The 262-nt window shown below is 66.0% G+C and carries 1 protein-coding gene; it reads right to left on the bottom strand.

Annotated features, from left to right (window positions below; all coding sequences use genetic code 11):
- Nucleotides 1-262, bottom strand: a 262-nt coding sequence (locus tag ACQG3P_RS20160; protein ID WP_426806036.1) for a ribonuclease E/G, incomplete at both ends; no start/stop codon positions are given.

Here is a 262-nt window from a genome sequence, read left to right as displayed (position 1 = left end):
CGCCGGGAGTAGCTCGTTTCGTTCCTTTGCGCGTTCGTTCTGCGATTCGTTCTGGAAGCGGTTGATCAGCGGAAGGTCGTCGGTGTTGTGCTTGAGCTTGCGGAGGGTCTGCGGCATCAGCTGCTGCATGATTTCGCGGGCGGTGTCGTACCGCTCCTGGGTAGCGACCCGGATCGCGCCCACGTCGGCGCACAGGTCGTCGCGCAGGGCGCGCACGATCCGGGGCGTTTCCCGGTTGATCCGGCACGGGGCCGGCTTGGTC

It is taken from the genome of Stenotrophomonas sp. SrG, from assembly GCF_050031795.1.
Lineage (GTDB): Bacteria > Pseudomonadota > Gammaproteobacteria > Xanthomonadales > Xanthomonadaceae > Stenotrophomonas > Stenotrophomonas rhizophila_A.
Note: the sequence above shows the minus strand (reverse complement) of the source record. Positions and strands in the feature narration are given on the sequence as shown.